At 64.8% G+C, this 25793-nt stretch carries 19 protein-coding genes; 14 read left to right on the forward strand and 5 right to left on the reverse strand.

The features are described from left to right. The first annotated feature begins 186 nt into the window (after positions 1–186). The 11 genes from SFA35_RS11045 to SFA35_RS11095 all read left to right on the forward strand — a co-directional run bounded on the left by SFA35_RS11045 (position 187) and on the right by SFA35_RS11095 (position 16606). Positions 187–744, forward strand: a complete 558-nt coding sequence (locus tag SFA35_RS11045; protein WP_320578193.1) for a hypothetical protein — start codon at positions 187–189, stop codon at positions 742–744. 262 nt (positions 745–1006) lie between these two features. Continuing rightward, positions 1007–2365, forward strand: coding sequence for a lipopolysaccharide biosynthesis protein (locus SFA35_RS11050; RefSeq protein WP_320578195.1), 1359 nt, complete (start codon positions 1007–1009; stop codon positions 2363–2365). A gap of 45 nt (positions 2366–2410) precedes the next feature. Next, on the forward strand, positions 2411–3358 hold the full coding sequence (locus tag SFA35_RS11055; protein ID WP_320578197.1) for a glycosyltransferase family 2 protein: 948 nt from the start codon (positions 2411–2413) through the stop codon (positions 3356–3358). A gap of 316 nt (positions 3359–3674) precedes the next feature. Further along, positions 3675–3965, forward strand: a complete 291-nt coding sequence (locus SFA35_RS11060) for a DUF1652 domain-containing protein (RefSeq protein ID WP_320578199.1) — start codon at positions 3675–3677, stop codon at positions 3963–3965. A gap of 112 nt (positions 3966–4077) precedes the next feature. Beyond that, complete coding sequence (tpx, locus tag SFA35_RS11065; protein ID WP_320578201.1) at positions 4078–4578, forward strand: thiol peroxidase; 501 nt, start codon at positions 4078–4080, stop codon at positions 4576–4578. Positions 4579–4747: 169 nt separating this feature from the next. Then, the gene (locus tag SFA35_RS11070; RefSeq protein ID WP_320578203.1) at positions 4748–6013 is read left to right on the forward strand and encodes an MdtA/MuxA family multidrug efflux RND transporter periplasmic adaptor subunit; all 1266 of its coding nucleotides are present in this window, start codon (positions 4748–4750) and stop codon (positions 6011–6013) included. After that, positions 6010–9108, forward strand: coding sequence for an MdtB/MuxB family multidrug efflux RND transporter permease subunit (locus tag SFA35_RS11075; protein ID WP_320578205.1), 3099 nt, complete (start codon positions 6010–6012; stop codon positions 9106–9108). Before SFA35_RS11070 ends, SFA35_RS11075 begins: the two co-directional genes overlap by 4 nt. After that, positions 9105–12212, forward strand: a complete 3108-nt coding sequence (locus SFA35_RS11080; protein ID WP_320578207.1) for an efflux RND transporter permease subunit — start codon at positions 9105–9107, stop codon at positions 12210–12212. Before SFA35_RS11075 ends, SFA35_RS11080 begins: the two co-directional genes overlap by 4 nt. A 74-nt stretch (positions 12213–12286) precedes the next feature. Next, the gene (locus tag SFA35_RS11085) at positions 12287–13690 is read left to right on the forward strand and encodes an efflux transporter outer membrane subunit (RefSeq protein ID WP_320578970.1); all 1404 of its coding nucleotides are present in this window, start codon (positions 12287–12289) and stop codon (positions 13688–13690) included. 86 nt (positions 13691–13776) lie between these two features. Next, on the forward strand, positions 13777–15855 hold the full coding sequence (locus tag SFA35_RS11090; RefSeq protein WP_320578209.1) for a putative bifunctional diguanylate cyclase/phosphodiesterase: 2079 nt from the start codon (positions 13777–13779) through the stop codon (positions 15853–15855). 106 nt (positions 15856–15961) lie between these two features. Beyond that, the gene (locus tag SFA35_RS11095; RefSeq protein ID WP_320578211.1) at positions 15962–16606 is read left to right on the forward strand and encodes an HAD-IA family hydrolase; all 645 of its coding nucleotides are present in this window, start codon (positions 15962–15964) and stop codon (positions 16604–16606) included. Here the strand turns inward: SFA35_RS11095 and SFA35_RS11100 are convergent. From SFA35_RS11100 to SFA35_RS11120, 5 genes are all read right to left on the reverse strand, one after another. Then, positions 16570–17958, reverse strand: a complete 1389-nt coding sequence (locus SFA35_RS11100) for a cation:proton antiporter (RefSeq protein WP_320578213.1) — start codon at positions 17956–17958, stop codon at positions 16570–16572. The two genes, SFA35_RS11095 and SFA35_RS11100, sit on opposite strands and share 37 nt — an antisense overlap. Before the next feature lie 119 nt (positions 17959–18077). Continuing rightward, entirely contained in the window at positions 18078–18941 is an 864-nt protein-coding gene (locus SFA35_RS11105; protein WP_320578215.1) for an MBL fold metallo-hydrolase, read from the reverse strand. 128 nt (positions 18942–19069) lie between these two features. Next, positions 19070–20653 (reverse strand): rhodanese-related sulfurtransferase, encoded by a 1584-nt coding sequence (locus SFA35_RS11110; RefSeq protein ID WP_320578217.1) that lies wholly within the window; start codon positions 20651–20653, stop codon positions 19070–19072. Beyond that, positions 20650–21258 carry a cysteine dioxygenase gene (locus tag SFA35_RS11115; protein ID WP_320578219.1) on the reverse strand — a complete coding sequence of 203 codons (609 nt, stop codon included), beginning with the start codon at positions 21256–21258 and terminating at the stop codon, positions 20650–20652. Before SFA35_RS11115 ends, SFA35_RS11110 begins: the two co-directional genes overlap by 4 nt. Before the next feature lie 219 nt (positions 21259–21477). Continuing rightward, on the reverse strand, positions 21478–22851 hold the full coding sequence (locus SFA35_RS11120) for an aldehyde dehydrogenase family protein (RefSeq protein ID WP_320578222.1): 1374 nt from the start codon (positions 22849–22851) through the stop codon (positions 21478–21480). Between the two features lie 97 nt (positions 22852–22948). Here SFA35_RS11120 and ptrR point away from each other — a divergent pair, with 97 nt between their 5' ends. From ptrR to SFA35_RS11135, 3 genes are all read left to right on the forward strand, one after another. Next, positions 22949–23851 carry a putrescine utilization regulator PtrR gene (gene ptrR / locus SFA35_RS11125; RefSeq protein WP_320578224.1) on the forward strand — a complete coding sequence of 301 codons (903 nt, stop codon included), beginning with the start codon at positions 22949–22951 and terminating at the stop codon, positions 23849–23851. 72 nt (positions 23852–23923) lie between these two features. After that, on the forward strand, positions 23924–25153 hold the full coding sequence (locus SFA35_RS11130) for a zinc-dependent alcohol dehydrogenase (protein ID WP_320578227.1): 1230 nt from the start codon (positions 23924–23926) through the stop codon (positions 25151–25153). A 66-nt stretch (positions 25154–25219) separates the two neighbouring features. Continuing rightward, a complete protein-coding gene (locus SFA35_RS11135) occupies positions 25220–25765 on the forward strand; it encodes a hypothetical protein (RefSeq protein ID WP_320578229.1) in 546 nt (181 codons plus the stop codon). Positions 25766–25793: the final 28 nt, after the last annotated feature.

Below are 25793 nucleotides of genomic sequence, written 5' to 3' on the forward strand. Positions count from 1 at the left end.
CTTACATGGCCCTCGGCAAAGTTGTAGCACGACTGTCATGCCCGAGCGCAACAGGAATAATTACACTGTTCAGCCGAGGGCCATTGGCCCTGCGACCTGAGCTACGTCGTGCCGCTGTGGTAATCGCCAAGGCTGCCGGTCAGCCAGAAGCAGGCGCGGCCCGGCCCGCGAAGGCGTAGAGTACAGGTGTCGAACAGCTGGCGGGGTTTACCGTCGGCTGTTTTCGGCCTTCAGCACGAGGCACATCGGATGGACGAGGTACGGCAACTGGGCGAGCTGCTGGCGCAACACGCCAGCAGCGAAGAGAGCAAGAAGCAGCAGTTCAGCCAGCAGTGCGAGCATTGGCGAGTGCACATCAATCGTCTGTTCGACCAGATCGAGCAATGGTTCGAGCCGCTGACTGGCTCTGGCCACCTGCTGATTACCCGGGAGGCCTGGCGGGCGCGCAACGCGTCCTACGTCGAGGGTGATTCCCCGTTCCATACCCAGAAAATGCTGATCAGCCTGGCCGCCCGTACCGTCGAGCTGGTGCCGGAGGTGATGGGCCCCAAGGGCAGTATCCAGGTCGCGGTGCAGGGTTTGACCTCTGACCGCCACGGCAGCATTTCGTTGGTGAGCACGCCACCGTCGAACGATTGGCTGTGGCGCAAGGAAAGAGGCGCCAAAGATCCCGAAGTCATTGTTTTGAGTGGTGATTTACTGGCATTGCAGCTCCAGGCTCTAATACCTAAAACTCGAGATTGACCTTCTATCGGCGAGAGAGTTCAGTGGTCATGGCAAAGTTGTGATCAAAGAGAAAAAAAGTCAAAATGATGGCTCATTGTTTGAGTATCTCTGCCGATTAATTGATACGATATGTGTCACATGGCACGGGCAGTATCGGATCCTGTTTGCAGGTTCCGGCCCCGTGCCTTTTTTGCGCTGTTCTCTCGCAGCATCTGTTCAAGGTGAAGCGCCAAAGAGGCGTGATTCTTATTTCTCGGAGAACTGCACCATGGAGAGAGATTTGTCCTCTGAGGGACTAGGTAAAGGCGGCGGTTGGCGCGGCCTTGTGGCGCAGTTGCGCCAAGCGACGTTGTTCCGGCACATCCTTACGGCGATTTCCGGCAGCGCCGGCGCGCAGTTGATCAACCTGGCACTGATCCCGGTGATCATGCGCATCTACGGCCCCGACGCCTTCGGCGTGGTGGGGGCGTTCCAGAGCTTGAGCATTATCCTCATCCCGGCTTGCGCCTTGACCTACCCGATCGCCATCGTGCTGCCCAAGTCGGACTCCGACTCCCGTGGCCTGATCAAGGTCTCGCTGGTCATGGCGGCGATCATCGCGGTGCTGACGGCGCTGGTGTTCTTCTTCTTCGGCGAACGCATTGCCGAGCGTCTGAACCTGCAATTGCTGACGCCTTACCTGATGCTGCTGCCAATGGTGATGTTCACCTCTGCGGCCCTGGAGATCACCCAGCAGTGGCTGTACCGCAACCACAAGTTCACCCTGACCGCTCGCGCCACCACGGCGCACGCGCTGTGCTACAACAGCCTGCGCACCATTGGTGGCTGGCTGCAGAACTCGGCGCCGATGCTGGTGATCACAAGCTCGCTGTATTACCTGATCAACACCCTGATGCTGTTGATCGGCATGCAGTACAAGCGCGTGCCGCACGTTCCAGACCCCGCCGAGCCGCCACCCAAGTCGTTCTGGACCCTGGCGCGTGAATACCGCGACTTCCCGCTGTATCGCGCCCCGCAGGTGTTGATCAACGCGCTGTCGGTGCACATGCCTACGCTGGTGCTGGCCTCGGCATTCGGCGCGGTGCCTGCTGGTTACTTTGCCTTGTGCCTGCAAGTGCTGAGCATGCCGAGCAATTTCATCGGCAAGGCGGTCAGCAGCGTCTTCTATCCGCGTATCGCCCGGGCCATCCATGCCCAGGAGTCGGTCACCGGGCTGTTGCTCAAGGGCGTCGCCGCCCTGGGTGGCCTGGGTCTGATTCCGTTCGCGACCCTGGCCATTGCCGGTCCCTGGCTGTTCCACCTGGCCTTCGGCGAGCATTGGACCAATGCTGGTGAATATGCTCGCTGGCTGGCGATTGCCGAGCTGACTGGCTTCATGAACCTGCCTTGCCTGGCTGCCGCTCCCGCGTTGTCATTACAAAAAACCTTCCTGATATTCGAAGTGTTCAGTACCAGCCTGCGGGTCGGTGGGGTGCTGCTCGGTGCCTTCGTATTCAAGGATGCCATGGCAGTGGTCAAGGCCTTTGCCCTGACCAATATCACTGTAAACCTGTTGGCGATCCTGATCGTGCTGATCGCTTCCAAGCGCTGGTACGGTCGCCAGATGCCCGGACCCGTTACCAACCCTGTCTTGAATTGAATGGCGTCGCGACGCGGCTGCCGTGCTTAGACTTTGGAGAAATTTATGATTAGTCACGACAAAGTGTGTGCCTTTGTACTGAACTGGAACGGTGCCGACCAGACGATTGCCTGCATGGAATCCCTGAAGGCGCACTGCGACATACCGGTGGTCATCATCGACAACGGCTCGAAGGACGACAGCATCCAGCGTATCACCGCCTACCTGCGGGCCGAGGGCGATGACGTGCTGGTCGCCACCGAGCACGAGATCAAAGGCATTGCCGCGCAACACAAGCGCACCTTCATCATCAACGATGGCAACTACGGCTACGCCGGGGGCAACAACATCGGCCTGGAATACGCGCTGCGTGCCGGGTACGAGTACTTCTGGATCCTCAACAATGACATCGTCCTCGAAGCCGGTGCCCTGGATGGGCTGCTCAAAACCATGGAAGAGGACCCCAAGTGCGGTTTTGCCGCTTCGGTGCTGGTATACACCAACAACCCCAACATCGTGCAATGCGTTGGCGGCGGCACCATCTACCCCTGGCTTGGCAAGACCAAGCTGATCGGCAAGAACGCCAATCGTTCGGAGCTGACCCCAGGCCTGCCGAGCTTCCCCAAGCCCGACTACGTAATGGGCGCCTCGATGTTGATCAGCCGCGCCGTGCTGGAGCAGGTCGGCCTGATGGAACACCGCTACTTCATGTACTCCGAAGAGCTGGACTGGCAGTACCGCGCCGCCAAGGCCGGTTTCAGCTTCAAGGTCTCCGAGCACAGCTTCGCCCAGCACGGTGACAGCGGCAGCAGCAAGGGCCGCAGTCACATGTTCCATTACTACCGCAACCGTGCAGCGATCATGTACAACAAGAAGTTCCACTCCTTCCCGGTGTGGTTGCTGTCCGCGATCACGCTGTCGGCGATTACCATTCTGCAGAATCGCAAGAGCCCGAAGAACATTCGTTACGGGATCAAGGGTATTACCGAAGGGCTGTCCTATTCCTGGAGATAATGACCGGGTTTGGAACATGACCCCGCGCCGGTCCTCGATCTGCGCGGGGTTATTTATTTGTAGCGCAGTGGCCCCCGGATGACATTATCTCGAATAGCAATAACAGCTAGGTTTTGCATATGCTTAATCGTTTTAATCGATCACTGAACAGTGCGCTGAATCAATACACCGCCAGAGTGTAATGATTTTGATCGATGGGGCATTGCGCAACTAGGATCATGGGTATATATCTGCAGGAACAAGAATAACGTCACCCTCAGGATTTGGTGCGCTTGTTCCAATATCCTGATTTGCGCCACTGCCGAGGATATTGATCATGTTACCGATTGGACTATCAGCGCTGGAACTTCGCAATATAGTCGAATGCGCTTTCCTGCCCTTGCATTGCACCTGCTCGACGGCTGACAACGCCACGCTCAGCGTGGACATCAGCGACCCGCAGACCGGCAAGGTTCACCTGCTCAAGACCGGTATCGCCCCGGAGCGGCTGGCCAGCAGCCGGGGCATCTGCAACCTGATTGCCGAGTTGCGTACCGAACTGACCGCCGAGCAGGCGGCGCTGGTCGAGCCGGTGACCCATGCCCAGCGTCAAGTGCGCTACGCCTGAGTCAGGCACCAGCCGGCCCGCATTCGTTGTAGTCGAGATTGCCGTCGAGATTTTTGCCGTGGTTCGTGGTTAACTTCCGAGGTCTCCATCCACCTCAAGAAGGACTACGTCAATGACTCAGGTCACACATCGCGGCAACCCCATCACCATCAATGGTCAACTGCCCGCCGCTGGCGCCAAGGCGCCAGCGTTCGACCTGGTGGGCAAGGGCCTGTCGAGCGTCACCCTCGAAAGCCTGAAGGGCAAGCGCAAGATCCTCAACATCTTCCCAAGCATCGACACGCCCACTTGCGCCACTTCCGTGCGCACCTTCAACAAGCAGGCCAGCGGCCTGAACAACACCGTCGTGCTGTGCATCTCGGCCGACCTGCCGTTTGCCCAGGACCGCTTCTGCGGTGCCGAAGGCCTGGAAAACGTCAGCAACCTGTCGACCTTCCGTGCGCCGACGTTCGCCAGCGACTATGGCGTGCAAATCACCAGCGGCGCCCTGCAAGGCCTGACTGCGCGTGCTGTGGTAGTACTCGACGAAGAGGATAAGGTCCTGCACAGCGAGCTGGTCGCCGAAATCGGCCAGGAGCCGAACTACGAGGCGGCGCTGGCGGTCCTGAAGTAAGTTGCAACCCTGCCGCAATGGCGGCCTGGATTCGTTCAGGCCGCTGTTTGTTGAAACACCTTGTTGCCATTGCAGGGGTAAATTGCCGTCAAAGCCACTTTGCTAACCCCCTCGCACTCATTATCGTTCCGCCTCACGCAGAAACGCCCCGCTCAAGGCTGACCACTCCATGCAATTCTCCGCTCCACGCAAATCCATCCGCTGGTTGTTCGGCCTGCTTGCCGTGCTGATCCTGACCGCGTTGGCCTGGCATTACTGGCAGGGGCGGCCGCAAGCTTCGGCATCGGCCAAAGGCCAGCAGTCGGCGACCCGGCCCGGTTTCGGCAGCTCCACGGTCGCTACCCCGGTGCGGGTAGCCGCAGCCACTCGCGAAGATTTCGCCATCTATTACAAGGCGCTGGGTACGGTGACCGCGACCAACACCATCAACGTGCGTAGCCGGGTGGCGGGGGAGCTGGTGAAGGTGGCTTTCGAGGAAGGGCAGAGGGTCAAGGCCGGCGACCTGCTGGCGCAGATCGATCCACGCAGCTACCAGATCGCCCTGCAGCAGGCTCAGGGTACCTTGCTGCAGAACCAGGCCCAGCTGAAGAACGCCCGCCTGGACCTGCAGCGCTACCAGAACCTGTTCGCCAAAGACAGCATCGCCAAGCAGACCCTCGACACCCAGCAGGCCCTGGTCAGCCAATACGAAGGCACCTTGAAAACCGATGAGGCCGCCGTCAACGACGCGCGGCTGAACCTGGAATTCACCAGCATCCGCGCGCCCATCAGCGGACGGGTCGGGCTGCGGCAACTGGACGTCGGCAATCTGGTGGCGGCCAACGACACGGCCGCCCTGGTGGTGGTGACCCAGGTCCAGCCGATCACGGTCAGCTTCACCTTGCCCGAGACGCAGCTGACGCCCGTGCTCGCGCGCTATCGCCAGGGTGCCCAGCTGCCCGTACAGGCCTGGGACCGCGGCGACCGGCAATTGCAGGCCACCGGCGTGCTGGCCAGCGTCGACAACCAAATCGACACCAGCACCGGCACCCTGAAATTCAAGGCGCGCTTCGACAATCAGGATGAGGCGCTGTTTCCCAACCAGTTCGTCAGCGTGCGCCTGCTGTCCGACACGCTCAAGCAGGTGGTGGTGGTGCCCAGCGGCGCCGTGCAGTTTGGCACCAATGGCACCTACGCCTACGTCATGGAGGGCGATACCAAGGTGCGCATACGCGCGCTCGAAGTCGGCGCCAGCGACGGCGTGCGCACGGTGGTCCAGGCCGGTCTGGCGGTGGGCGACCGGGTAGTGCTGGAAGGCACTGACCGGCTGCGCGATGGCAGCGATGTCGAGGTGGTCGGCCCTGCCGAGCCAGGCGCAACCGACGCCAAGGCCGCTGAGCTGCAGGGCAAGCCGGCCGCACAGGTGCCCGGCCAGCCGAACAAAAGCGCCGAATGAACATCTCCCGCCTGTTCATCCTGCGCCCGGTGGCGACCACCCTGACCATGCTCGCCCTGGTGCTGGCCGGGATCATCGCCTACCGACTGCTGCCGGTGTCCGCCTTGCCCCAGGTCGACTACCCGACCATCCGGGTGATGACCCTGTACCCCGGTGCCAGCCCGCAGGTCATGACCAGCTCGGTCACCGCGCCACTGGAGCGTCAGTTCGGGCAGATGCCCGGGCTGACCCAGATGGCCTCGACCAGCTCCGGCGGGGCGTCGGTGCTGACCTTGCGTTTCAGCCTGGACATCAACATGGACGTCGCCGAGCAACAGGTGCAGGCGGCGATCAACCGGGCGACCAACCTGCTGCCTACCGATCTGCCCGCGCCGCCGGTGTACAACAAAGTCAACCCGGCCGACACTCCGGTGCTGACCCTGGCCATCACTTCCAGCACGCTGTTGCTGCCAAAGCTCAACGATCTGGTCGACACGCGCATGGCGCAGAAAATCGCCCAGCTCAGCGGCGTCGGCATGGTCAGCATCGCCGGCGGCCAGCGCCAGGCCGTGCGCATTCGGGTCAACCCCCAGGCGCTGGCGGCCAACGGCCTCAACCTGAGCGACGTGCGCAGCTTGATCGGCGCCTCCAACGTCAACCAGCCCAAAGGCAGTTTCGATGGGCCGGAGCGGGTCTCGATGCTCGATGCCAACGACCAGATGACCTCGCCCGAGCAGTACGCCAACCTCATCCTGGCCTACAACAATGGCGCACCGCTGCGCCTGCGCGATGTCGCACAGATCGTCGACGGCGCCGAGAACGATCGGCTGGCGGCCTGGGCCAACCGCAACCAGGCGGTGCTGCTCAACATCCAGCGCCAGCCTGGGGCCAACGTGATCGAGGTGGTCGACCGGATCAAGGCGCTGCTGCCGTCGATCACCGACAACCTGCCGGCCGGCATCCAGGTGACCGTACTGACCGACCGCACCCAGACCATCCGTGCCTCGGTCGACGACGTGCAGCATGAATTGCTGCTGGCGATCGCGCTGGTGGTGATGGTGACGTTCCTCTTCCTGCGCCGTTTCGCCGCCACCCTGATACCTTCGGTGGCAGTGCCGCTGTCGCTGGTGGGAACCTTTGCGGTGATGTACCTGGCCGGGTTCTCGATCAACAACCTGACCCTGATGGCGCTGACCGTCGCCACCGGCTTCGTGGTGGACGACGCCATTGTCATGCTGGAGAACATCTCGCGGCATATCGAGGAGGGCGAAACGCCGCTGCAGGCCGCCCTCAAAGGCTCGCGGCAGATCGGCTTCACCCTGCTGTCGCTGACCTTCTCGCTGATCGCCGTGCTGATTCCATTGCTGTTCATGGCTGACGTGGTCGGGCGGCTGTTTCGCGAATTCGCCATCACCCTGGCCGTGGCCATCCTGATTTCCCTGCTGGTGTCCCTGACCCTGACGCCGATGATGTGCGCGCGGCTGCTCAAGCGCGAGCCCGAGCCCCATGAACAGGGGCGCTTCTACAAGGCCAGCGGGGCGGCCCTCGACTGGCTGGTCAGCGGCTACGGGCGCGCCCTGACCTGGGTCTTGCGCCATCAGCCGCTGACCTTGCTGGTGGCGGTCGCGACCCTGGTGCTGACGGTGGTGCTGTATCTGATCGTGCCCAAGGGCTTCTTTCCCGTGCAGGACACCGGGGTCATCCAGGGCATCTCCGAGGCGCCCCAGGCCATCTCGTTCAAGGCCATGAGCGAGCGCCAGCAGGCCCTGGCCGCGATCATCCTGGAGGATCCGGCGGTGGCCAGCCTGTCCTCCTACATCGGCGTAGACGGTGACAACGCCACCCTCAACAGTGGCCGCCTGCTGATCAACCTCAAGCCCCACGCCGAGCGCAACCTGAGTGCCAGCCAGGTCATCCAGCGCCTGCAACCGCGGGTCGACAGCCTGGTGGGAATGCGGTTGTACCTGCAGCCGGTACAGGACCTGACCATCGAGGATCGTGTCAGCCGCACCCAGTACCAGTTCAGCCTGGCCTCGCCCGATGCCGAGCTGCTGGCCCTGTGGAGCACTCGCCTGAGCGACGCCCTGCAGCGCCTGCCGCAGCTCACCGATGTGGCCAGCGACCTGCAGGACAAGGGCCTGCAGGTGTACCTGGACATCGACCGCGACGCTGCCAAGCGCCTGGGGGTCAACGTCGCCGACATCACCAATGCGCTGTATGACGCCTTCGGCCAGCGGCAGATCTCCACCATCTACACCCAGGCCAGCCAGTACCGGGTGGTGCTGCAGAGCCAGGATGCCGACGTGCTCGGGCCCCAGGCGCTGGAGCAGATTCACGTCAAGAGTGCCAGTGGCGAGCAGGTGCGGCTGTCCAGCCTGGGGCATATCGAACAGCGGCAGGCGCAGTTGGCGATCGCCCACATCGGTCAGTTTCCCGCAGTGATGATGTCGTTCAACCTCGCTCCGGGCGTGGCGCTGGGCGAAGCGGTCGAGCTGATCAACAAGGCGCGCCACGACATCGGCATGCCGTTGGGCGTGCAGACGCAATTCCAGGGCGCGGCGGCGGCGTTCCAGGCCTCGCTGTCGAGCACGCTGCTACTGGTTCTGGCAGCGGTGGTGACCATGTACATCGTGCTTGGCGTCCTCTATGAGAGCTACATCCATCCGATCACCATTCTCTCGACGCTGCCGTCTGCGGCCGTGGGGGCGCTGCTGGGCCTGCTGCTGACCGGCAATGACCTGGGCATGATCGCGATCATCGGCATCATTCTGCTGATCGGCATCGTCAAGAAAAACGCCATCATGATGATCGACTTCGCCCTCGAGGCCGAGCGCGAGCAGGGCATGGACCCGCAGACGGCGATCTTCCAGGCGGCGTTGCTGCGCTTCCGGCCGATCCTGATGACCACCCTGGCGGCGCTGTTCGGCGCCATTCCGCTGATGCTGGCGAGCGGCTCGGGCGCCGAGCTGCGCCAACCGCTGGGCCTGGTGATGGTCGGCGGCTTGCTGGTCAGCCAGGTGCTGACGCTGTTCACCACGCCGGTCATCTATCTGTACTTCGATCGCCTGGGCCGGCGCTGGCACAGGCGGCCCAGGGCTGGCGAGGCGCAGGCATGAACCTGTCCGGGCCGTTCATCCGGCGGCCGGTGGCCACGGTGCTGCTGAGCCTGGCGATCATGTTGCTGGGCGGCGTGGCATTTCGCCTGCTGGCAGTGTCACCGCTACCAAACATGGATTTTCCGGTGATCGTGATCTCGGCCAACCTCGCCGGCGCCAGCCCGGAAGTAATGGCCGCCACGGTGGCCACGCCGCTGGAGCGCGCGTTCGGCAGCATCGCCGGCATCACCACCATGACCAGCCGCTCCAGCCAGGGCACCACGCGGATCGTCCTGCAGTTCGAACTGGGCCGTGACATCGACGGCGCCGCCCGCGAGGTGCAGGCGGCCATCAACGCCTCGCGCAACCTGTTGCCCAGCGGCATGCGCAGCATGCCCACCTACAGCAAGTTCAATCCGTCCCAGGCGCCGGTGATGGTGCTCAGCCTGACCTCCAGCACCGTGCCCAAGAGCGAGCTGTACGACCTGGCCTCGACCATCCTCGGCCAAAGCCTGTCACAGGTGCCGGGAGTGGGTGATGTGGCGATCGGCGGCAGTTCGCTGCCGGCGGTGCGGGTCGAGCTGCAGCCGCAGTTGCTGGCGCAGTACAAGGTGCCGCTGGAAGACGTGCGCCTGGCCATCGCCAATGCCAATTCGCGCCGGCCCATGGGTTTCGTCGGCGACGCCGAGCACAGCTGGCAGGTGCAGGCCAACGACCAGCTGGAAAAAGCCCGCGACTACCGGCCCCTGGTCATTCGCTACAGCGATGGCGCGGTGCTGCGCCTGTCCGATGTCGCCCGGGTCAGCGACGCCGTGGAGGACCGTTACAACGCCGGTTTCTTCAACGACCAGCCGGCCATCCTGATGGTGATCAACCGCCAGAACGGTGCCAACATCATCGAGACGGTCAACCAGATCAAGGCGCAGTTGCCGGTGCTGCAATCCCTGCTGCCCGGCGGCGTCGATCTGCAGCTGGCGTTCGATCGCTCGCCGGTGATCAAGGCGACCCTGCACGAAGCCGAGATGACCCTGCTGCTGGCTGTGGCGCTGGTCATCCTGGTGGTGTTCCTGTTCCTCGGCAAGGTGCGCTCGGCACTGATCCCGACCCTGGCGGTGCCGGTAGCGCTGGTCGGCACCTTCGCCGCCATGTACCTGTGCAATTTCTCCCTGAACAACCTGTCGCTGATGGCCTTGATCCTGGCCACCGGGCTGGTGGTCGACGATGCCATCGTGGTGCTGGAGAACGTCTCCCGGCACATCGACGAAGGCGTGCCGCCCATGGAAGCCGCCTACCAGGGCGCGCGCGAGGTGGGCTTCACCTTGCTGGCAATGAACGCCTCGCTGGTGGTGGTATTCCTGTCCATCCTGTTCGTGGGCGGCATCATCCAGGAGCTGTTCCGCGAATTCGCCATCACCCTGGCGGTGGCGATCGCCATCTCGCTGCTGGTGTCGCTGACCCTGACGCCGATGCTCTGCGCACGCTGGCTCAAGCCCCACGTGGCCGGCGAGGAAAACCGCCTGCAGCGCTACAGCCGGCGGCTCAACGAACGTCTGGTCAGCGCCTATGATCGCAGCCTGGGCTGGGCCCTGCGCCACCGCCGGCTGACGCTGCTGAGCCTGCTGGTGACCATCGGCATCAATTTCGCGCTGTACGTGGTGGTGCCCAAGACGCTCATGCCCCAGCAGGACACCGGGCAGCTGCTGGGTTTCGTGCGCGGCGACGACGGCATGTCATTCAGTGTGATGCAGCCCAAGATGGACATCTTCCGCCAGGCCCTGCTGGCCGACCCGGCAGTGCACAGCGTGGCGGGCTACATCGGCGGCTTCAACAGCATCAACAACGGCACCTTGATGATTCGCCTGGCGCCGTTGCAGGAGCGCGGGATCAACGCGCAGCAGGTGATCGAGCGTCTGCGCAAGGAGATGCCCCAAGTTCCCGGCGCCCGGCTGTTCATGATGGCCGATCAGGATCTGCAGTTTGGCGGGGGGCGCGAACAGAGCACCGCGCAGTACCAGTACATCATCCAGAGTGGCGATATGGGCCTGCTGCGCCTCTGGTACCCGAAGATCGCCGCCATGTTCCGCGGCCTGCCCCAGGTGACGGCGGTGGATGCCAAGGAGGGCAGGGGTGCGCCCCAGGTCACCCTGGTGGTCGATCGCGACCAGGCCAAGCGTCTGGGCATCGACATGAGCACCATCAGCGCGGTGCTCGACAACGCCTACAGCCAGCGGCAGATATCCACCATCTACGACAGCCTGAACCAGTACAAGGTGGTGATGGAGCTCGACCCGCTGTTCGCCCGCGACCCCATCACCCTCGACCAGGTGCAGGTCATCACGGCCGAGGGTGCCCGGGTGCCGTTGTCGGCCGTGGCCCATTACGAGAACAGCGTGGCGGCCGACACGGTCAGCCACGAGGGGCAATTCGCCTCGCAGAGCATCAACTTCGACCTCGCCGAAGGCGTGTCGCTGCAGGCGGCTTCGGCCGCCATCGAGCGCGAGCTGGCGCGCCTGGGCCTGCCGGAAGAGGTCATGGTCAAGGTGGCGGGCACCGGCGATGCCTTTGCCGCCGCGCAGAAGACCCAGCCGCTGATGATTCTTGGCGCGCTGGTGGTGGTGTACCTGGTGCTGGGCATACTGTACGAAAGCTATATCCACCCGCTGACCATTCTTTCCACGCTGCCGTCGGCCGGCGTCGGCGCGCTGCTGAGCATCTACCTGACGGGTGGGCAGTTCAGCCTTATCTCCCTGCTGGGCCTGTTCCTGCTGATCGGCGTGGTGAAGAAGAACGCCATCCTGATGATCGACCTGGCCCTGGAGCTCGAACGCCAGCACGGGCTTACGCCCTTGGAGTCGATCCACCAGGCCTGCCTGATGCGCCTGCGGCCGATTCTGATGACCACCCTGGCGGCGATCCTCGGCGCCGTGCCCTTGTTGCTGAGCAGCGCCGAAGGAGCGGAGATGCGTCACCCGCTGGGCTTGACCATCATCGGCGGGCTGATCGTCAGCCAGATCCTTACGCTCTACACCACTCCGGTGGTGTACCTCTATCTCGACCGCCTGCGCCATCGCTACCACCACTGGCGCGGCGTGCGCACCGATGCCGCTCTGGATACCGCACCATGAATCACCTCGACTCACCCCAACGCCGGGCCGCTGGCTGCGCCCTGCCACCGCGCGGCGGCCGCTTTTGCCTGCTGATGCTCGCCGGCCTGGTGCTCGGGGGCTGCGCTGCAGGCCCTGACTACCAGCGTCCGCCGTTGGCCACCCCGGCCCATTTCCAGCAAGCCGAAGGCTGGCGCCAGGCCCAGCCCGGTGACAATCTGCCGCGTGGCGCCTGGTGGCAGCTGTACGGCGACCCGCAGCTCGACAGCCTGGTCGAGGCGCTCAACCAGTCCAACCAGACCGTCGCTGAATACGAGGCGCAGTACCGCCAGGCCATGGCGCTGCTGCGCACCAGCCGCGGGGCGCTGTTGCCCAGTGGCAGCCTGAGCGCCGGCAAGACCCGCTCCAGCCAGGGTACCGGCAGCAGCGATTCAAGCCTGAGCCGATCGGCCAGTGGCATGCGTGACACCTACAACGCGCAGCTGGACATCAGCTGGGAAGCGGACGTCTGGGGCAAGCTGCGCCGAGGTCTGCAGGCCCATCGCGCCGACGCCCAGGCCAGCGCAGCTGACCTGGCCAACATGCGCCTGAGCCTGCAGTCGCAGTTGGTGCAGAACTACTTGCAACTGCGGGTCATCGACCAGCACAAGCGCCTGTTGCAGGACACCCTGCAAACCTATAAGCGCTCTGTGCACCTGACCCGCAACCAGTATCGCGCCGGCATCTCCGGCCAGGCTGCGGTCGCTCAGGCGCAGACCCAGCTCAAAGGTACCGAGGCCGACCTGGTCGACCTGGCCTGGCAGCGCGTGCAGTACGAAAATGCGATTGCCGTCCTGATGGGGCGTGCCCCGGCGGATTTCAGCCTGGCTGAAAGCAGTGAGGTGCCAGCGCTGCCGAGCATCCCGCTGAGCGTGCCGTCGCAATGGCTGGAGCGACGCCCGGACATCGCCTCGGCCGAGCGCGCGATGATAGCCGCCAATGCGCGCATCGGCGTGGCGCAGACGGCCTGGTATCCCGACCTGACCCTGAGCGTGAGCGGTGGCTACAGCAGCAGCGCACTGGCCAACTGGGTCAGCCTGCCCAACCGTTTCTGGTCGCTGGGTCCGCAACTGGCCGTGACCTTGTTCGACGGTGGTCAGCGTTCGGCCGAGGTGCAGCGTACCGAGGCGGTCTACGATCAGACCGTGGCGCAGTATCGCCAGACCGTGCTCGATGGCATGCGCGAGGTGGAAAATGCCCTGAGCCAGCTCAATGTCTACGAAAACGAGGCGCAGGTACGCGCCGACGCCCTGGACGCGGCGCGTCAATCGCTGCGCTTGACGAGTAACCAGTACGAAGCCGGAATGATCGGCTATCTTGATGTGGTCAACGTACAAACCACGGCTTTGGCCCATGAGCGCAGCGTGCTGGACCTGCAGCAGAGTCGTCTGCTGGCCAGCGTACAATTGGTCGCTGCGCTCGGCGGTGGTTGGGAGAATCAACCGGTGGATCCAAATTGAGGTAGCCGTGCAGGCAGGCGTCTGCTTGAATAGCCCACACTTGCCCGGCGTCCGTCATGCGCCGGGCTTCTTGGCTGGAAACGCAAATGCTGACAGGAAGTTATTCCCCGACCATGGTCGCCATATCGCTGGGTGTGGCGATACTGGCTTCCTATACCGCGCTGGACCTGGCGGGGCGCATTGCCACTGCGCGGGGTCATGCCATGACCCTGTGGATGGCGGGTGGCTCGCTGGCCATGGGGATCGGCATCTGGTCGATGCATTTTATCGGGATGCTGGCGTTCAGCCTGCCCATCAAGCTGGGCTACGATACAGGGCTGACGTCGCTGTCGCTGCTGATCGCGGTGCTGTCTTCGGGCTTTGCCTTGTGGCTGGTGCGCCAGCCGCGCCTGCCCTGGCCGCAACTGTTGATGGGCGCGCTGGTGATGGGCGTTGGCATCAGTAGCATGCACTATACCGGCATGGCCGCCCTGGACATGCAGCCGGGCATCATCTACGACCCGCACCTGTTCTTCGCCTCGCTGGCGGTCGCCGTCGCTGCGGCGGGCGTCGCACTCTGGGTGGCGTTTCGCCTGCGCGAGCGCATGTCGGGGGTGCGCCTGGCCCGCGCCGGTGCGGCGGTGGTCATGGGCCTGGCCATCGTCAGCATGCACTACACCGGCATGGCGGCGGCGCAGTTCCCCGAGGGCAGCTGGTGCGCCAGCGCCACCTCGGGGCTCAGCGGCAGCGGCCTGGACTACCTGGTGCTGGTCACCACCCTGGCGGTGCTCGGCTTGACCTTGCTGACCTCGGTGCTCGACGCGCGCCTGGAGGCCCGTACTTCCTTGCTGTCCGCTTCGCTGGGCGAGGCCAACCAGGAGCTGATCAGGCTGGCGCTGCATGACAACCTGACCGGGCTGCCCAACCGGCTGTTGCTCGACGACCGTATCGCCCAGGCGATCGAAGCCACGCGCGAGACCGGGGGCAGCTTCGCCCTGATGTTCATCGACCTGGACGGCTTCAAGCCGGTCAACGATGCTTTCGGCCATCATGTCGGCGATCAGTTGCTGCAACAGGTCGCCGCACGCCTGCGGGAAAAATTGTCCAGTCAACACACCCTGGCCCGGATCGGCGGTGACGAGTTCGCCTTGTTGCAGCTGCTCGACTCCCCGCTGGAAGCTGCGGCCATCGCCGCACAGCAGGTCAGCCTGCTCGCGGCGCCTTTCGTGGTCGGCGACCAGACCCTGCTGATCTCCGCCAGCATCGGCGTGGCGGTGTATCCCGCCAACGGCGTGGACCAGCATGAACTGCTGATGAACGCCGACGCCGCGATGTATCACGCCAAGGGTGCCGGCAAGAACGGCTACCGCTTTTTCGACGCTTCGATGAACAGCAACGCGCGCAGGCAACTGCAATTGCTCCAGGACCTGCGGGGGGCCATGCTCGACAACCAGTTCCGGCTGTACTACCAACCCAAGTTCGATGCCGTGACCGCAGCGCCATTGGGCGCGGAGGCCTTGTTGCGCTGGCAGCACCCGCAGCTCGGCCTGCTGCTGCCCGACAGCTTCATTGGCCTGGCGGAGAAGAGCGGCCTGATCATCGGCATTGGCGAATGGGTACTGGACGAAGCCTGCCGGCAGATGCAGCTGTGGCTGGAGCAGGGCTACGGCCATTGGCGGGTGGCGGTGAACCTGTCGGCACTGCAGTTCTCCCACGCAGGGCTGGCCGACAGCGTGGCGGCGACCCTGGCTCGTCATCGGCTGGCGGCCAACCACCTGACCCTGGAAATCACTGAGACCACCGCCATGAATGATGCCGACGCGAGCGTGACCGTGCTCAAGCGTCTGTCCGACATGGGCGTGGACCTGTCCATCGATGACTTCGGCACCGGCTATTCCAGCCTGATGTACCTCAAGCGCCTGCCGGCCAATGAGCTGAAGATCGATCGTGGTTTTGTCCGTGACCTGGAGCACAACGGTGACGACGCCGCGATCGTCGCCGCCATCGTCGCGCTCGGCCGCGCACTGGGGCTGCGGATCGTTGCCGAAGGGGTGGAAACAGGCAGCCAGCAGGACTTCCTGACCCGTGTGGGCTGTGATTCGCTGCAGGGTTACCTGTTGGGGCATCCGCTGCCCCCGGATCTGTTCATGGCGGATGTCAGGGCGGGGCAGGCGAGAAGGGCGTAGCCAGGGGTAGGCCACGGCAAACCCCGAGCGAGCAGCCTTGGGTTGTACCTGGCGCCCACACCCCCTAGGCTAGCGGCTCTGGCCCATAGCCATCTGGAGCAAGCGCTTGAACATCGACGGCATCATTTTCGACAACGATGGCACCCTGGTCGACAGCGAGCATCTGGCCGCCGGCCTGCTGCAGCGGATGCTCGCCGAACGCGGCGTGCCGATGGCCGCCGACGAGGTGCTGGCACGCTTTCGTGGCGTGCAGTTCGCCCACTTCATGGCCCACGTCGGCGAACTCGACCCGGGCTTCGCGATCGAGCCCTTTGTCGAGTCATTTCGCCAGCGCAGCCTTGAACTGTTCCGCGCCGGCATGGCGCCGATGCCAGGGGCGCTGGAGTTCGTGCAGGGTTTGCAGGTGCCCAGCTGCGTGGCGTCCAACGGGCCGCGCAACAAGATAGAGACCACCTTGCACGCAGCCGGGCTGTTGCCCTGGTTCAAGGAACGGATCGTCAGCGCCTATGAAGTGCAGTCATGGAAGCCTGCGCCCGGGCTGATCCTGGCGGGCTGCGACCTGCTCGGCCTGGCGCCGGAACGCTGCCTGCTGGTGGAAGATAGCCATGCCGGGGTGCAGGCCGGGCTGGCGGCCGGGGTGCAGGTGGTCGGCTACGGGCTGGACACCGACTTCAGCGGTTACCTGCATCTGCCGGGTTTCCACCGCGCCGAACACTACCGCGACCTGGCCGCGCTGCTGGCGGCGGCCTGATCGCGCTTGAGCCGGTCACGCGCCAGGCGGCGCTCGTAGTGCTCGAGCAGCGGCTGGGTGCTGACGCCGTGCAGCAGGATACTCAGGGCCACCACCGACAGGGTCAGGCTGATGCAACTGCGTTCGATGCCTTCGGGCAGGTGGGCGCTGATGGCATAGCACAGGTAGTAGATCGAGCCGATGCCGCGGATGCCGAACCAGCCCAGCAGCAGGCGCTGGTGACGATCGAGCAGACTCGGGCCGGTGAACAGGTAGACGCACACGGGGCGGATCACACAGAACAGCACCAGGCCCAAGGTCATGGCGCGCCAGTCCCAGTAGGTGGCCAGGGCAGCGCCGAGGAAGAAGATCAGCAGCACCTCCATCGAGCGCTCCACCAGGCTGCCGAAAGCCAGGATGTCGCCCATCATCACTCCGGCGGCCAGTTGGCTGTCTTCCAGCTCCTCGCGCTTGCCGACGATGGCCTTCTCCGGCTCCAGATGGCTGTGGCCCAACACCGGCTGCGCCAGGTGCTCGGCGGGGATGTCGGTGTTGGAGGTGCGGGCCTCGGCCTGGCGCAGGCCAAGGCCGGCGGCGAACACGGCGAGGAAGCCGAACGCACCCACCGAATAGGCGACCACGTAGGACACCGCGATCAGGGCCAGGGCGAGAAAATCGTTGGGTGAGGTGGTGCTGTCGGCATTGCGGATGCGCAGGCGAATCATCAGATGGCCGATCACGCGGCCCAGGCCGTAGCCGATCAACAGCCCGGCCGGCACGCCCCAGACGATGTTCTTCACCGCCCACATCGAGACCCAGTCACCGGCGAAGCTGCCTTGATGGATCAAGCCCAGAGCGAGGATGACGAAAGGGAACGCCGTACCGTCGTTGAGCCCGGCTTCCCCGGACAGACCGAAGCGCACCCGGTCGAAGTCATTGGCGCTGTTGACCTGGACCATGCTGGCCAGGACCGGGTCGGTCGGGGCCAGCATGGCCCCGACCAGCAGCGATAGGTCCCAGCCCAGACCCAGCAGAAAGTGCGCGGCCAGGCAGGTGCCGAAGATGGTGGCGATCATCACCGGACCGGCAAGCAGGTACGCCGAGCGCCAGGCCTTGCGGTGAAACGGCAGGCGCAGCTTGACGCCGGTGCTGAACAGGGAGAACAGCACGGCCACTTCGGTCAGCCGTTCGAGCCAGGGTGCGGCGTCCTGGATATCCAGCTTCAACAGGTCCAACCCCCAGGGGCCGGTGGCCAGGCCAAAGCCCAGGCACACCGCCGAGGTGGTCACCGGCAGCCAGCGCAGATAGGAAGAGGCGAGTGCCAGCAGCAACAACAGGGTGCCGAGCACGGCCATGCACAGAATGAAACTCATCATGCCTCGATAGGGCCTGGGCCCAGGGTGATGGAGGCTTGACCTCACGCGATAGACAAACCAGCTATCAAGCTGTGACTTTGCCGGGCGCCGATAGTTGAGTCGCTGTGCAAATAACCTCAGAAGTTGTCGAGAGGGATTTTCAGGTAGCGCACGCCGTTGGCCTCGGCCGGGGGCAATTCGCCGGCGCGGATGTTGACCTGCACGGCCGGCATCAGCAGCACCGGCATCGGCAAGGTGGCGTCGCGGGCGGTGCGCATGGCCACGAATGCCTGCTCGTCGATGCCGTCGCGCACGTGGATATTGCCCTGGCGCTGCGCGGCCACGGTGGTCAGGTAGTGGGCGGCGCGGCTGGCCGGTGGGTAGTCGTGGCAGATGTACAGCTGGGTCTGTGGCGGGTAGGCCAGCAGCCGCTGGATCGAGCGGTACAGCTGGTGCGCGTCGCCGCCGGGGAAGTCGCAGCGGGCCGTGCCGACGTCGGGCATGAACAGGCTGTCGCCGACGAAGATGATCGCCTGTTCCAGCACATAGGCCATGTCCGCTGGCGTGTGGCCGGGTACCGGCAGGGCACGCGCGCAGAGGTTGCCGATGTGGAAGACTTCATCGGCGCCGAACAGATGGTCGAATTGCGAACCGTCCAGGCGAAACTCCGGCTCCAGGTTGAACACGCCCTTGAACACCGACTGCACGGTGCGGATGCCTTCGCCGATGGCGATCTTGCCGCCCAGTCGCGAGCGCAGCAGCGGGGCGGCAGACAAATGGTCGGCGTGGGCGTGGGTTTCCAGCAGCCATTGCACACTCAGGCCGTTGCTCTGGACAAAGGCGGTGATCTCGTCGGCCTGGGCAGTGCCGGTGCGGCCGGATTTGTGGTCGTAGTCCAGCACCGAGTCGATGATCGCGCAGACACTCCCCGGGCCTTCATGCACCACGTAGCTGAAGGTCGAGGAACTGCTGTCGAAGAACGGTTGGACAAGGGCAGGCATGAGGGCTCGGGCGGCGGGTGGTCGTCCGGGCAGTTTAGGGGATTTTGCCGGGGAAGGGTAAATGTGGCGGCCAGGCCTTGAACGCGGTCAGGGCCGCCACCTTGAATCGGCTGGCAAACAGCGACGGTTCACATCACGACAAAGCCATGGGTGCCATCGCGCCCCAGCTGCTCTACCAGGCCGAATTCCCAATCCAGATACGCCTGCATGGCTTCGCGCGGCGCGTCGGTGCCTTCATAGGGCCGGCGATAGCGATCGATGCGCGGCGAGGCCACACGGTCGTCACCGGCTTCGGTGGGGCGGCCGGCGGCCAGCCAGCTGGCGCTGCCGCCGTGCAGCACGAACACCGCCTTGCCGGTCAGCGCCTGCACCTGGGCCACGGCGAAGCGGGCCAGCAGGCTGCTGCCGCAGGTCAGCACATAGCGCTCGGCGCGCGGCACCTTTGCCAGGGCGTTGGCCAGGTCGGCGCGCAGAACCCACCAGGCGCCGGGGATGTGCGCCTTGACGTGGTTGGCGCTGGTGGTGAAGTCCAGCAGTTGCGTGTCGCCCTCGGCCAGCCAGTCGGCCAGGGTGTCGGGGCTGATGGTTTCGAACGGCGCCACGGCGGCGATGGCCGGCTGCCAGGCGCCGGTGGCGCTGAAATCAGCGGGCCGCAAGCCGTCCAGCACATGCACCTCCCAGCCCAGCTGCGCCAGCCAGGAGGCGCTCATGTTGGCGCGCACGCCGTCGTCGTCGGCCAGCACGATGCGCGCGCCCCGCACGCTGGCGTAGTGATCGGTCTCCTGCACCAGCTGGCCGCCCGGGGTCGAGCGTGCATGGGGCAGGTGGCCGGCGGCATATTCTTCGGCGCTGCGCACGTCGAACAGGTAGCTGGTGCGGCTGCGGTCGGCGTGCCACTGCTGCCAGTCAGCCAGGCTGGCGCGCTGCACGCCGGCCTTGTCGGCGACCCGGCGGGCATCCTCGGCAGCCTGTTGCCGAGTGGTGTCACGGGTGGCGCCGAATTGTCGGGCCTGGCCGTGGTCCAGGGTCTGCCCGGCCAACAGCCAGCCGATGGTGCCGTTGCGCAGGGCGCTGATCGGGTTGGGCAGGCCGGCGTTGACCAGCGACTGGGTGCCGATGATGCTGCGGGTGCGCCCGGCGCAGTTGACGACGATTCGCGTGGCCGGGTCGGGCGCCAGTTCGCGGGCGCGAAGTACCAATTCGGCGCCGGGTACGCTGATGCCGGTGGGGATGCTCATGGTCTGATATTCGTCGAACCGACGGGCATCCAGCACCACCAGATCGGCGCGCTGGTCGAGCAGCGCCTTGAGCTCCTCGGCGGCCAGGGAAGGCGTGTGGCGCTCTTGCTCGACCAGCTCGCCAAAGGCCTTGCTCGGTACGTTGACGTCGATGAACAGCTCGCCTCCGGCGTCACGCCAGCCGGCCAGGCCGCCCTGCAGCAGCGCCACATCGCTGTAGCCCAGCTCGCGCAGGCGGTGCGCGGCGCGCTGGGCAAGGCCTTCACCGTTGTCGTAGAGGGTGATGGCGGTGTCGCGCCGCGGCACACGCGGGTAGACCTCGACCTCCAGCCTGGACAGCGGAATATTGGCGGCGAACAGGGGGTGGCCCTCGGCGAAGGGGGCTTCTTCACGCACATCGATCAGCGCCACCTCCTGGCGTTGCAGCAGCGCGTGGCGGATCTGGGCGAAAGTACGAACGGGCGTGGCACTCATGAGGCAGGGGTCTCTTTGGACAGGTCCCAGATGTTGGGCAACGTGCGATTGGAATAACCGGAAATGAACAGCTTCTCGCTGCCGTCGGGCTGGTACACGGCGCGGTGGACCGCGCCGATGTTGGCGCCATAGACGTGGATGCTGACCGAGACCTGATCGTCGAAGGCGTTGCTGACCTGATGGATGTCGCCAGCAGTGGGCGACAACGCCTCGACGTGCCCCGGCTCCAGGCGGATGCGCGGGCCATCGGGCACCAGCGGGCCGGCGGGCGTGCGGCGATAGCCTTGCGAATGCTCGGCACCGCGCAGCATGCCGATCAGGCCCCAGACCCGATGGTCGTGGATGGGTGTCTGCTGGCCTGGGCCCCAGACAAAGCTGACGATGGAAAAGCGCTGGCGTGAATCGGCGTGCAGAAGAAACTGCTGGTAGCGCTCGGGGTCGGGCTGGGCGTACTCGTCGGGCAGCCAGTCGTCATGGCTGACCAGTTGCCCGAGCAGTTGCCCGCCGCGGCGCAGCTTGTCGCCTTCACGGGGCTCGCTGTCGAGCAATTCGGCCAGGGCACCGATAAAGGCGCGTAGGCGTTCGGGGTGACGAACCTGGGACATCGAAACTCCTGGGGCGGCTGGATCGCAATGCCGATGACGATAAGACGCGGATCCTGCCGTGGGAAATTCGATTTGGTTCTATGCTAATTATCAGTTTAAGGAATGTATGAGGCGGGCTTTATGATCTATTTGCATTTAGTCGAGCGGTGCATCGCCTGCACGCTGTGCCCCTACAGGGCGATAGCGTGCTGGCGATGACGAGGGTGCCGGCGGACGCGATCAGCCCAGCCGATCCTCCCACACCGTCTGCGCATTGCAGAACTCGCGCAGGCCGAAGTGCGACAGTTCGCGGCCATAGCCGCTCTTCTTGATGCCGCCGATGGCCACCCGCGGGTCGGAGGCGCAGTAGCCGTTGATGAACACGCCACCGGTTTCCAGGCGCGCAGCGATGCGTCGGGCGCGTTCGACGTCGGCGCTCCAGACGGTGCTGGCCAGGCCGAATTCGCTGTCGTTGGCCAGCTGCAGGGCGTGCTCGGCATCGCGGGCGGCAATGATCGAGGCCACCGGGCCGAACAGTTCCTGGTCGAAGGCGGTCATGCCCGGCACCACGTCGGCCAGCACCGTCGGTGCATAGTAGTTGCCGGCACCGGGCAGCTTGTCACCGCCCAGCAGCAGGCGCGCACCTTGGCCAATGCTCTGCTGCACCTGGCCGTGCAGCTCGTCGCGCAGGTCGTAGCGGGCCATGGGGCCGACGTAGTTCTCGTCCAGCAGCGGGTCGCCGACCTTCAAGGCGCGCACGCCTTCAAGGAAGCGTTCGGTGAAGGCCTCGAGCAGCGGTGCCTCGACGATGATGCGCTTGGCGGCCACGCAGACCTGGCCGCTGTTCTGGAAGCGGCCGACGATGGCGGCCTTCACCGCCTGTTCGAGGTCAGCGTCGGCCAACACGATGAACGGGTCGGCGCCGCCCAGTTCCAGCACGCATTTTTTCAGCGCCGCGCCGGCCTGTGCGGCGATCGCCGAGCCCGCCCGCACGCTGCCGGTGACCGCCACGGCGGCGATGCGCGGGTCGGCAATGGCCGTGGACACCCTGGCCGGGGTGACATTGATCACTTCGAACAGCCCCCGTGGCGCCTCGGCCTCCTCGAAGGCCTGCAGCATCAGGGCGGCGCAACCCATCACGTTGGGGGCGTGCTTGAGCACATAACTGTTGCCGGCCAGCAGAATCGGCACAGCGCCGCGCAGCACCTGCCACACCGGGAAATTCCACGGCATCACCGCCAGCACCGGGCCCAGCGCTCGGTATTGGATAAAGGCCTTGGCCACCTGGGTAGGCTCCGGCGCCAGCAGAGCAGGGCCGTGTTCGGCGTACCACTCGCACAGGGCGGCGCATTTCTCGATTTCGGCGCGGGCCTGGACGCTGGGCTTGCCCATTTCCAGGGTGATCATTCGGGCCATGGCCGCGCTGTTGCGCCGCAGTGCTGCGCCAAGGCGTACCAACATCGCCGCACGTTCCTCGACTGGGCGGTAGCGCCACTCGGCAAAGGTGGCGGCGCTGCGGGCCAGGGCCTGGTCGAGGGCGGCGTCCGTCTCGAACGGGTAGCGCGCCAGTTCTTCGCCGGTGGTGGGGTTCAGGGAGATCGCGTAGTCAGTCATGGTTGGGCTCCTGTAGAAGATGGAGCCAGCATAGGCGCCTGGATCATTCTTCGATATTGAATAATAATGAGTGAAACCGTCTCTCGGAGAGAAAGATATGGATCTAACCCAGTTGGAGTTATTTCGCGCTGTGGCCGAGGAGGGCAGCATCAGCGCCGCCGCGCAACGCATGCACCGAGTGCCGTCGAACCTCACCACGCGCATTCGTCAGCTGGAGAGCGAGCTGGGCGTGGACCTGTTCATCCGCGAGAAGCTGCGCCTGCGCCTGTCGCCCAGCGGCTGGAATTTTCTCGACTACACCCGGCGCATTCTCGACCTGGTCGAGGAGGCCAAGAGCGCCGTCAGCGGCAACGAGCCGCAAGGCGCGTTCGTGCTGGGTTCTCAGGAAAGTACGGCGGCGGTGCGCATCCCGCCGCTGCTCGCGGCTTATCACCACCGCTACCCCAAGGTCGAGCTGGACCTGTCCACCGGCCCTTCCGGCGACATGATCGACGGCGTGCTGGCCGGGCGCTTCGCCGCCGCCTTCATCGACGGGCCGGTCAACCATCCGCTGCTCGAAGGCGTGCCGGCCTACGACGAGGAGCTGGTGATCATTGCCGGCCGCGATCACCCGCCGATCACCCGCGCGCAGGAGGTCAACGGCCGCGCGCTGTATGCCTTTCGCGCCAACTGCTCGTACCGCCGCGACTTGGAGAATTGGTTCGTCGCCGATGGCGCCACCCCTGGGCGGATCTTCGAGATGGAGTCCTACCACGGCATGGTCGCCTGCGTCAGCGCCGGTGCCGGGTTGGCGTTGGTGCCGCTGAGCATGCTGCAGAGCATGCCGGCGGCGCACAACGTCAGCGTCTGGCCCATGAGCCAGCCGCAGCGGCCGGTGCAGACCTGGCTGACCTGGCGGCGCGGCATGCGCTCGGCCAACCTGCTGGCCATGCTGGAGCTGCTCGGTGCCGAGCAACCCGAGGCAACGACCGCCGATCTGCCGGCCGGCGCATCGCGCTGAACGAACCGGCCCCCGGCGCTTTCCTCTGTTGGCTAGTTCAACAATTCGAGTTGCCACACAGAGGAAGCCAGCATGCGTGCATTGACCTATCACGGCGCCCATTCGGTCAAGGTCGACACCGTCCCCGACCCGCAGATCGAGCAGCCCGACGACATTATTCTGCGGGTGACCGCCACGGCCATCTGCGGCTCGGACCTGCACCTGTACCGCGGCAAGATCCCCACCGTGGAACACGGCGACATCTTTGGCCATGAGTTCATGGGGGTCGTCGAGGAAGCCGGCAGCGCCGTCACCGCAGTGCAGCCGGGTGATCGCGTGGTGATTCCGTTCGTCATCGCCTGCGGTTCGTGCTTCTTCTGCCAACTTGACCAGTTCGCCGCCTGCGAGACCACCAACGACGGGCGCGGCGCGATCATGAACAAAAAGTCCATCCCGCCGGCGGCGGCGCTGTTCGGCTTCAGCAAGCTGTACGGCGGCATCCCTGGTGGCCAGGCCGAATACGTGCGCGTGCCCAAGGCCAACGTCGGTCCGTTCAAGGTGCCGGGCACCCTGGCGGACGAGAAGGTGCTGTTTCTCTCGGACATCCTGCCCACGGCCTGGCAGGCCGTGCTCAACACCGGCATCGGCGCCGGGTCCAGCATCGCCATCTATGGCGCCGGGCCGGTCGGCCTGCTGGCGGCCGCTTGCGCCAAGGCCCTGGGCGCCGAGCGCATCTTCATGGTCGACCACCATCCCTATCGCCTGGCCTATGCCCAGCAGGCCTACGGTGTGATCCCGATCAACTTCGACGAGGACGACGACCCGGCCGACACCATCATCCGCCAGACCCCGGGTTCGCGTGGTGTCGATGGCGTGGTCGATGCCGTGGGCTTCGAAGCCAAGGGCAGCACCACCGAAACGGTGATGACCACGCTCAAGCTGGAGGGCAGCAGCGGCAAGGCGTTGCGCCAGTGCATCGCGGCTGTGCGTCGAGGGGGGACGGTGAGCGTACCGGGCGTATATGCCGGTTTCATCCACGGCTTCCTGTTCGGCGATGCCTTCGACAAGGGCTTGACCTTCAAGATGGGCCAGACCCACGTACAGCGTTACCTGCCGGAGCTGCTCGGGCATATCGAAACCGGCCGCCTGGTGCCGGACGCGATCATCACCCATCGCATGTCGCTGGAAGATGCCGCCGAGGGCTACAAGATCTTCGACAAGAAAGAGCAGGAATGCCGCAAGGTCATTCTCACCCCAGGGCGCAGCGATATTCCGCTGGCCGTGCCTTTGGCCGACGGTGCCGAGCCGGTGCCGGTCGTCTGACTGATCGCGGCCCGGCACCCTGGGGTGGCGGGCCGCTCGTTCATCCATGCAAGAGAAGAGTGCCCAGTGTCAAAAATCATCACCCAGCCACCGCACGACATTCCCCCTCCCAGCAACAGCAGCAGTGACTCGCTGTTGTTCGGCACGCCCAAGGAGCGTCTGGACTTCTACCGCAAGGAGATCCAGTACGAAACCGCGATTCTCTCCAACCGCACCAACGCCTATCTCTCGGCCCAGTCTTTTCTGGTGATCGCCTACTGCTCATCCATGGGCAACCTCAACCCGGAATGGGGCAAGTTGTTCACCCTGGTCGTCCCGCCCTTGCTGGCGATGCTGGGCCTGGTCAGTTCGATGCATGCCTGGCCGGGTATTCGCGCGGCCTACGAGATCATCGACCACTGGCACTTCAAGCAGAGCCAGCTGCTGCGCAGCGAACCGGCCATGGGCCTGGCCTACGACGACTCGCCGTTGTTCAGCAAGCATGAGTCGAGCGAGAAGGGCTATCGCGCGTCGTTGATGTTCTCGTTGCGCACGCCATGGCTGTTCAGCATCTTCTGGTGCCTGCTGGGCGGTTTTTCGGTGTATGTGCAGTACACCCGACCGGGCGCATGAAGCGGCGCTCATAAAAAATGGGCCACGA

Source organism: Pseudomonas sp. HR96 (assembly GCF_034059295.1).
In the GTDB taxonomy this organism is placed as follows: domain Bacteria; phylum Pseudomonadota; class Gammaproteobacteria; order Pseudomonadales; family Pseudomonadaceae; genus Aquipseudomonas.

What these genes read in the sequence shown, in the direction of transcription:
- SFA35_RS11100 (WP_320578213.1), bottom strand. Translation starts at nt 17,958, where the DNA reads ATGAGTTTCATTCTGTGCATGGCCGTGCTCGGCACCCTGTTGTTGCTG.
- SFA35_RS11075 (WP_320578205.1), top strand. Translation starts at nt 6,010, where the DNA reads ATGAACATCTCCCGCCTGTTCATCCTGCGCCCGGTGGCGACCACCCTG.
- SFA35_RS11070 (WP_320578203.1), top strand. Translation starts at nt 4,748, where the DNA reads ATGCAATTCTCCGCTCCACGCAAATCCATCCGCTGGTTGTTCGGCCTG.
- SFA35_RS11060 (WP_320578199.1), top strand. Translation starts at nt 3,675, where the DNA reads ATGTTACCGATTGGACTATCAGCGCTGGAACTTCGCAATATAGTCGAA.
- ptrR (WP_320578224.1), top strand. Translation starts at nt 22,949, where the DNA reads ATGGATCTAACCCAGTTGGAGTTATTTCGCGCTGTGGCCGAGGAGGGC.
- SFA35_RS11055 (WP_320578197.1), top strand. Translation starts at nt 2,411, where the DNA reads ATGATTAGTCACGACAAAGTGTGTGCCTTTGTACTGAACTGGAACGGT.
- SFA35_RS11105 (WP_320578215.1), bottom strand. Translation starts at nt 18,941, where the DNA reads ATGCCTGCCCTTGTCCAACCGTTCTTCGACAGCAGTTCCTCGACCTTC.
- SFA35_RS11115 (WP_320578219.1), bottom strand. Translation starts at nt 21,258, where the DNA reads ATGTCCCAGGTTCGTCACCCCGAACGCCTACGCGCCTTTATCGGTGCC.
- SFA35_RS11130 (WP_320578227.1), top strand. Translation starts at nt 23,924, where the DNA reads ATGCGTGCATTGACCTATCACGGCGCCCATTCGGTCAAGGTCGACACC.
- SFA35_RS11080 (WP_320578207.1), top strand. Translation starts at nt 9,105, where the DNA reads ATGAACCTGTCCGGGCCGTTCATCCGGCGGCCGGTGGCCACGGTGCTG.
- SFA35_RS11110 (WP_320578217.1), bottom strand. Translation starts at nt 20,653, where the DNA reads ATGAGTGCCACGCCCGTTCGTACTTTCGCCCAGATCCGCCACGCGCTG.
- SFA35_RS11090 (WP_320578209.1), top strand. Translation starts at nt 13,777, where the DNA reads ATGCTGACAGGAAGTTATTCCCCGACCATGGTCGCCATATCGCTGGGT.
- SFA35_RS11085 (WP_320578970.1), top strand. Translation starts at nt 12,287, where the DNA reads ATGCTCGCCGGCCTGGTGCTCGGGGGCTGCGCTGCAGGCCCTGACTAC.
- tpx (WP_320578201.1), top strand. Translation starts at nt 4,078, where the DNA reads ATGACTCAGGTCACACATCGCGGCAACCCCATCACCATCAATGGTCAA.
- SFA35_RS11120 (WP_320578222.1), bottom strand. Translation starts at nt 22,851, where the DNA reads ATGACTGACTACGCGATCTCCCTGAACCCCACCACCGGCGAAGAACTG.